Source organism: Vibrio sp. FF266 (genome assembly GCF_041439695.1).
GTDB lineage: Bacteria > Pseudomonadota > Gammaproteobacteria > Enterobacterales > Vibrionaceae > Vibrio > Vibrio tasmaniensis_A.
This window is the reverse complement of the sequence record NZ_JBGOOO010000074.1, coordinates 1-7113: the sequence shown is the minus strand read 5'-3', so window position 1 is coordinate 7113 and position 7113 is coordinate 1. Positions and strand designations below refer to the sequence as shown.

7 protein-coding genes and 1 pseudogene are annotated in these 7113 nt (G+C 39.2%); all 8 read left to right on the top strand.

The genetic code is table 11. The annotated features are described in order from the left end of the window. Positions 1-1292: PAAR-like domain-containing protein (locus tag ACED59_RS23780; protein ID WP_371731386.1), on the top strand; the 1292-nt coding region annotated here is incomplete at its 5' end. A 3-nt stretch (positions 1293-1295) separates the two neighbouring features. Then, complete coding sequence (locus tag ACED59_RS23775; RefSeq protein ID WP_012600845.1) at positions 1296-2087, top strand: AHH domain-containing protein; 792 nt, start codon at positions 1296-1298, stop codon at positions 2085-2087. Continuing rightward, complete coding sequence (locus ACED59_RS23770) at positions 2077-2607, top strand: hypothetical protein (protein WP_017097138.1); 531 nt, start codon at positions 2077-2079, stop codon at positions 2605-2607. The genes ACED59_RS23775 and ACED59_RS23770 overlap by 11 nt, the downstream gene beginning before the upstream one ends. Next, on the top strand, positions 2592-2975 hold the full coding sequence (locus ACED59_RS23765; RefSeq protein WP_241820703.1) for a hypothetical protein: 384 nt from the start codon (positions 2592-2594) through the stop codon (positions 2973-2975). Before ACED59_RS23770 ends, ACED59_RS23765 begins: the two co-directional genes overlap by 16 nt. 387 nt (positions 2976-3362) lie before the next feature. Beyond that, on the top strand, positions 3363-4904 hold the full coding sequence (locus ACED59_RS23760; protein ID WP_371704916.1) for an AHH domain-containing protein: 1542 nt from the start codon (positions 3363-3365) through the stop codon (positions 4902-4904). A gap of 2 nt (positions 4905-4906) precedes the next feature. Then, entirely contained in the window at positions 4907-5464 is a 558-nt protein-coding gene (locus tag ACED59_RS23755) for an imm11 family protein (RefSeq protein WP_012600840.1), read from the top strand. Next, complete coding sequence (locus ACED59_RS23750; protein ID WP_012600839.1) at positions 5461-5817, top strand: hypothetical protein; 357 nt, start codon at positions 5461-5463, stop codon at positions 5815-5817. Before ACED59_RS23755 ends, ACED59_RS23750 begins: the two co-directional genes overlap by 4 nt. Before the next feature lie 284 nt (positions 5818-6101). Then, a pseudogene (locus tag ACED59_RS23745) lies at positions 6102-7113 on the top strand (PAAR-like domain-containing protein); the annotation flags it as partial.

Genomic DNA, 7113 nt, shown 5'->3' with positions numbered 1-7113 from the left:
GTACTGGCGATGCCGGTGGTGATAAAAAGGGTGTCTCATCTGGCACCATTGAAGCCGAGGCAGAATTCATATCGGCGTCTCCTACCGTTAAATTTGAAGGTGCCGGCGTATGTCGCTTGTCCGATCAAATGACGATGAACAAAGCCAACACCATGTGTTTGGGCGGCGCGCAAAACCCTTCGGTTTCAGTAACCGAAGAGCAAGAAGGGACGTATACGGTTGATCTGTTTCTTTCATACTCAGATGGGGAGCCTGTTCAAGGGGCGACATATAAACTGGTCGATCAAACCGGCGCTGCCTTTGAAGGCACATTAGATAATGTAGGCAAAGCTTCAGTAGGTGGCGTTGCCCCGGGAGAGTTTAACATTGATTATGGTGAAGACAGCCGTGAGTTCATGCCAAACATCCCCACTAAAACCAACCCTAATTTCAATCCAAATGCGAATGCCCAATTAATTATTGAAGAAGCAAAGCGAGGTGAAGTTGGTTTCTGGGAAAACTCTTGGAAGAGAATGTCAGGGGCAGCTAGCTGGATCTGGGGGGTAATTTTAGGTGACTTCAATGATGACGCATCGGTAGAGCAAATCATAGCCAACACAGCGCTGACCATGCTCCCCGTAGTAGACCAAGCAGCGGATGTGCGAGATCTCTCAGCCAATATCATGACATTATTAAGTGAAGAAGAGCGAGAGAAGCCAGAAAATTGGTTGGCATTGTCTCTGACTTTGATTGGTTGTATCCCAACGTTTGGTAGTGCAGTTAAAGGTACATGTAAAGTTGCTTTGAAAGGTGGTAAGGGCACATCGAAAGACACTTTACTCGCGGTACTTCGTGGTATGGGTAAAGGCGATCCAGAAAAGTTCTTACGCACATTAGATTGGGTTGATTACGCCAAGCAGGCGAGCAACATTGTGTCGGATGTTTTAAAGCCCTGTATCGAAGTAGCAAGTGAGCTTGCTTCTTACGCCAATCGCATGGGCGCAGACGAATTAGCAGAATACTTCTTAAAGTTGGCCGATGAAGTGAAAATCATCGATAAAATGGTGCCGGATAAACTAAAACAAGCGATGGGTGAATTTGACCAATTGTTTGCGCGAATTTTGGGTAAGAGTGAGAGAGCATATCCGGCGAAGGTAAAGCATGGCTCTGGTGAGACCGCACAGTCTGGTAAAAATGCTAGCAAAACAAATGAAGAGAATGACAAGGCTGAGTATGTTTGCAAAATATGTAGGAAAAATAAAAAAAGCAAAAAACATCCATGTAAGGCTAGGCTAGGGTCGAAAAGGAAATAAAAAATGACTCCACTAATGGAAATCGAAAGAATTAAACTTTACTCTGGAAATAATAAAGGAAGTTTAAAGAAAACAGTGAAAACAGGTAAAAGGCACGACTTTGAGAGAAGAAGTTGTTGGCGTTCAGCTAACAAAATCAGTGAACCAAACAAATATCCTTCGGCTCACCCTTGGTATGTTGAGGCCTCCGAAAAAGTTTCCGTTACCGGTCATCACATTCTTTCTGTTTCAGGAGTCAAAGCTGCATCCAAGACTAAATATGGGACTATGTTGGAGGCTGCTAAGTATGATACTAATCACTGTAAAAACATCGTGGCGCTACCCACGTTATCGCAGATGGCATGTGAGTTAGAAGTACCGATTCATTATGGTAATCATAATGGAGAAGCGATTCCAGATATGCAAATGGGAATGTCGTATCATATGTTTACTACCAAGATGATTTTACATATGTTGAAACTACTTCGTAGAAAAGGGACTTGCCCTGGTGATACTGAATCTGAGAGTCAAGAAGTACTAGTTAATGTAGATTATCTATCATGCATAAAATTGGAATGGATTAGTAGTTTTAACTTGCTTCTTCACAAATTTGGCAAAGATTACAGGGAGAATGGTCCTGGATGTAGAGAGATCACAGATAATATCGAGAAAAAGAAAGATGAGTCAAAGTCTTGCGTAGAAAGGTATCATGGCTATAACTTATCTCCCCTTATAGATAGTATGAAACATAACAATAGACTAAAAACTGTTTTTGAATTAGAGAACTTTGGTAAGGGCTTAGAGTATGACACATAAAATTTCAGATGATTATTTCATTGTCAGTGAGAATTATAAAAATGTAAATTACATCGTAAGTTATGACGATGAACGTGACTTTGATATTCTTTCAAATGGAACTGTAGCTTCATTCACCCCAGTTGTTTTTAAATGCTTTGATTTTATATCTACAGAAAAAATTAAGCCTATATTTGACGTCTACGTTTCAAATGATATATTATTAAGTGTTGATTTTTACAGAAAATTAAAATCAATTTATCTTTATAAATGCTCAGCCGTTCCTGCCTCTGTAAATGGCTCAGATTATATATATATTCACTGCGGTAACGTAATAGATATAATTGATGGGGATAAATTAGACTTTGAAATTATCTCATCAATACCTATAGAAAAAAGGATTATATTTAAACCATCTGAAGATTCAATGACATACTTGTTTCATAAAAGCTTTATTAATAACGTTCTTAATGGTGGGGATTTGCAATCAGGCAAGGTTATATCTGCAAGTAAATGGACTATGGAGTGGATGTTGTCATGAGAGAATTTATAGAGCTTAAAGATTTAGATAAACACGACAACTGCTCTAACCGAATTGTTGAAGTAGAACCGGATTTATACATAAATCAATATCTTAATAAAAGGATATTTGTTAGAAATGTTTGTTTTGATAAATTGTTGAGCAATTTACAAGTTTCTTTAGAGCCTTCAATGATATCACCTTCAAGAGGGTGTGTTGATGAAGCTTTAGAAGACTATAGTGAAATAATTGCTGAACCTGTATCATCATTATCTGAGAATGATCATATTGAGTATTTATATATTTCAAGTGAGAATAAATACTATATTAGTAAGTTGTTGTTTGAATCTCTCTTCAAAAAAAATGGTGTGGACATTTTGATAGACTGATTTGTTAAAATTACTTATGTAGAATATTCACGGAGGATGCACATTTTAGGTGCTAATATAATCCACTTTTATATGATTTAGCTATATTTTAATCTACCTAAGTTCAATTCTTTACTTAAGCACCATGTTGGTGATGTTTAGGTGATAGACGTTTAAATGAAGCGCCGAAATGCGTAATGTTTGTAAGTTAGGAAGCATTTACCTCCTTTTTGAAGGCCTAGTCGCATACCGACTGGGCCTTATTTTTAATGCTCTTGGATAACTTCTATCCCGCCTTTCTGGCAGCGTAAAACTCTCCGTCATTAAAACTGGGAGGGTTACATTGGCAGCTGGCTCTGGGGGGGGATTGTAGGGGATTTTAATAAAGATCCCACAACTGCCCAGATAATGTTAAATACATTACTTGGTGTAGTCCCGGGAATTGATCAGGTTCTCGATGCAAGAGATATAACTGCAAACATCTTGTTCCTTAGTGAAGAAGATAATCAGAACAACCAAGAAGCATGGTTAGATCTGGCATTGTCGGGTATCGGCGCCATACCAACTTTGGGTTCAGTTCTAAAAGGAATTGGAAAGGCAGTAAAGTCAGACAAATCTCGTGATGACGTTTATGCTCTTGTTAGAGAATATGGTAAAGGTGATGTAGATAAGTTCTTAAGTAATCTGGATTGGAATGTTATTAAATATGAAGTCTTACAAATTATCTCTGAGGCGATTCTGAGTTTCGCTGATGTATTAGACGAGCTAGCCAAAAAAGCCTCTTTCTTTGGCTACGATGAATATGCGCTGGAAATTGGAAATTTTAAATCTCAGGTTGAAGCCGTCGAAAAGCAGGCACACCAACATATTCCTGATGCTTTAATGTTTCTGAAAGACAAAGTCGATATGAGCCTTAGAAGAGGAAAATCTAAATCGAATGCTGGCTCTCAATCAGATAAAGGGTCTGCTGAGGCGGGTACGCATGATGATAAAGTCAGCCAAGAAAAAAAGAGGCCCGATGAATGTTGGTTATGCGAGAAGAAAGTAGGGAAGAAGAAAACAGAAAAGCCTTCGGCGACTTACTGCGACCAAAATGGTTTTAAAGGTAAGCACCATAAAAAAACGGACGATGAGTATGGTTTCGCAGGGCGAGGAACATCTGGGAATGGTCATTATCCATGGATTAAACTAAAGGCGCACAACAATCGCAAAAATGGTTCTTCAATGCAGCACCCACTATATGCTCGTTGTTATGACAGAGACTTGAACGGTAAGTATGTTAGACCTGAACAAATTTGGGATAACGAGGAAGGACTAGATGCATTTCAAGAGCTAAAAGCCTTAGGAGTTACTGAGAAAGACAAAATGGAAGGTCTTGAGAAGAACTTGCAAGCGCATCATATAATTACTGTTAATGAAATGGGAAATAATGATTTTCTTTTCAAAAAGCTACCGTATCTTGGATACAATCTTAACGATTGGCATAATATAGTTGTTTTGCCTGGTATTCCCGAACTGGCATGTTTCTATGAAATGCCTTTAGATAGTGGATCACATCCAACACCTTATACTGATAATGTGAAAAGAAGGTTGAGCTTATTAAGAAATGCTATTCTAGGTTCTAAATATTGCAATGAAAACGACTCTAAAGCACTAGAACTAATAGTAAAAGAGATGCAACAGCATAGCTTAGATGTTTATAAGCAGATAACCCAATTCCGTAGAATGGGTGCTTTGAACTACTCTAACTACGATGTTTATAAAAAAGGAAACAAGGGGTGCTGTAATAAACTTAAACATTCAGATATAGAGAACGATTCAACTCCTTGCAGACATCGAACATTATCGAAAATGGATGCTTCTGTGCATCATGACTTTAGAACCACTAAAGGTGGCACTCCGGCGCGTATTCCTTATGCTGGCGTGGTGATTTCAAAATTAGGGTATTAAGAATGGATTACTATCTGTTATTCAGTAGATTCGAAAATGGTGAAGGAAGTTTTTCTGTCCAGGAGCCGTGGAATTTAGTTTTAGAATATACATTGCCTCAAAGTAAACTATTAAAAACTCGAGGAGTTTACCAAGTGGATCAATGTTATGCTGAACGTGGGATGTCCGATTTCCTAAAAGCGGGAATTGGTAAGCTTGCGAGTGAAAAGATACAGCGGGTCTTTTATGAGCATGGGTTTACAGGAATTCAATTCGTTCCAGTCGATGTTGAAAGTAGTGGATTGCATCATAATTATGCATTTATGAATCCAACCGCCCATTATGATTTACTTGATCCCGATGTATCTGAAGCAAGAGATTTGAATGACCATTATGGAGGTTATTCTAGTGTGATTGAAGAGGTTATCGATATAGATAAATTTAAATCAACAAATATCGAATATGACTGCTTCACTTTATCCACTTATAAGGATCCTTATTATGTTAGTGAGAAGGTTAAGGAAGCATTAGAAGAAGCTGGAGTCACTGGAATTGAATTCATACCTATGGAGTTTGTATGATTGAACAGAAGTTTAAGCAAGACGGTTTGCTTTCGGAACCTAAGTCGAACTCATTGTTTCCCAAAATACCGGATTTGGTTCTAGTCTTTTTTCCTTCACCAGGAGTCTTTGTAAGAGATACCTTGAAAGTACCGGATGGTTTTAAAACTGAAACAGTAACTTACTATGAAGCCGATGGAGAGCCTTTTGAAAATATGTATGTCTTTTTGCCAGCAGTCTTACAAAGCCAATATGATACTGGAAGAAATGATACTGGCATTGTTTATAGTAAAGATTCGCTTAAGTTTGAATCAGTGCTAATTCAGGCTTTGTTCGAGCAAGATCCTACAGTGATAGAACATCGTTCAAGTTGACCTGAATAATACATATTCGCTTCTATTCGATGGTCAAATTCGTTCACCTAGCAATAAGTTTGATCTATCAAAGTTGAAGACAATTCCACTAGATTAAAGACTCAAAGACTCAAAGACTTAAAGACTTAAAGACTTAAAGACTTAAAGACTTAAAGACTTAAAGTCTGCTGGGTGTGTAGACGTTTGGTACGATACAACAGCTCCATATGGTCGTTATTAGACCGTCAGAATTAAAAGCGCCGCAAGGCGCTTTTTACGTTCAGTTGCGGTGTTTTTTGAGTTAAGCGAACGCAACGCTTCCTGATGTTTGTTTAACAACAGTCGGCAACTCTGTTGTACCTATTCCCTATGGCAATAATGCAAAATCCGCTGATTTAGCTGGCGGCACCACTACCGTTTCTATGGATGGTGGTAACAGCATTGCTATTAAAGGCAGTAAATTCAGTGCCAGTACTGGCGATGCCGGTGGTGATAAAAAGGGCGTAGCTTCTGGCACTATTGAAGCCGAGGCCGAATTCATATCAGCTTCTCCTACCGTTAAATTTGAAGGCGTCGGTGTATGTCGCCTGTCTGATCAAATGACGATGAATAAAGCCAACACCATGTGTTTAGGCGGCGCTCAAAACCCTTCGGTTTCAGTAACAGAAGAGCAAGAAGGGACGTATACGGTTGATCTGTTTCTTTCATACTCAGATGGGGAACCTGTTCAAGGTGCGACATATAAACTGGTCGATCAAACCGGCGCTTCCTTTGAAGGTACATTAGATAATGCAGGCAAAGCTTCCGTGAGTGGGGTTGCACCGGGTGAATTTAACATTGACTATGGTGAAGATAGTCGCGAATTCATGCCGAACATCCCAACTAAAAACAACCCTAATTTCAATCCAAATGCGAATGCCCAATTAATTATTGAAGAAGCTAAACGAGGTGAAGTTGGTTTCTGGGAAAACTCTTGGAAGAGAATGTCAGGGGCAGCTAGCTGGATCTGGGGGGTAATTTTAGGTGACTTTAATGATGATGCATCGGTAGAGCAAATCATAGCCAACACAGCGCTGACAATGATTCCCGTCGTAGACCAAGCAGCGGATGTGCGAGATCTGTCAGCCAATATCATGACACTATTAAGTGAAGAAGAGCGAGAGAAGCCAGAAAATTGGTTGGCACTGTCTCTGACTTTGATTGGTTGTATCCCAACGTTTGGTAGTGCAGTTAAAGGTACATGTAAAGTCGCTTTGAAAGGCGGTAAGGGCACATCGAAAGACACTTTACTCGCGGTACTTCGTGGTATGGGTAAAG

Excerpts from the sequence above, each read along its gene's own strand:
- ACED59_RS23750 (WP_012600839.1), top strand. The coding sequence starts at position 5,461 with ATGATTGAACAGAAGTTTAAGCAAGACGGTTTGCTTTCGGAACCTAAG.
- ACED59_RS23770 (WP_017097138.1), top strand. The coding sequence starts at position 2,077 with ATGACACATAAAATTTCAGATGATTATTTCATTGTCAGTGAGAATTAT.
- ACED59_RS23755 (WP_012600840.1), top strand. The coding sequence starts at position 4,907 with ATGGATTACTATCTGTTATTCAGTAGATTCGAAAATGGTGAAGGAAGT.
- ACED59_RS23775 (WP_012600845.1), top strand. The coding sequence starts at position 1,296 with ATGACTCCACTAATGGAAATCGAAAGAATTAAACTTTACTCTGGAAAT.
- ACED59_RS23760 (WP_371704916.1), top strand. The coding sequence starts at position 3,363 with ATGTTAAATACATTACTTGGTGTAGTCCCGGGAATTGATCAGGTTCTC.